Genomic DNA, 229 nt, shown 5'->3' on the forward strand with positions numbered 1-229 from the left:
GTACCGCCATGACTTCATCATGCTCAACGCGCTCATCCCATTGATAAAAGCTCGCCATGGTCTCAAAGCTTTGTAATAACTCATCAATATCGAGGCGCACAAAACCCATATCATCCATCGAGTCCATCAGATATTCTGCAATCAGCGTGTCCGTCTCGGAGAGACGCTTAAAGTTGAGCTGCCAACGCACATGGTCTTGGATCGTCGCACAAGTGCCACCTTGATAGCT

At 48.5% G+C, this 229-nt stretch carries 1 protein-coding gene; it reads right to left on the bottom strand.

The annotated features are described in order from the left end of the window. Positions 1-229 (bottom strand): RNA polymerase factor sigma-54 (locus AAEZ03_RS29180; RefSeq protein WP_502948003.1); only part of this gene is annotated, 229 nt, incomplete at both ends.

This window comes from Pseudomonas sp. HY2-MNA-CIBAN-0224 (assembly GCF_040310285.1).
GTDB lineage: Bacteria > Pseudomonadota > Gammaproteobacteria > Pseudomonadales > Pseudomonadaceae > Aquipseudomonas > Aquipseudomonas helleri.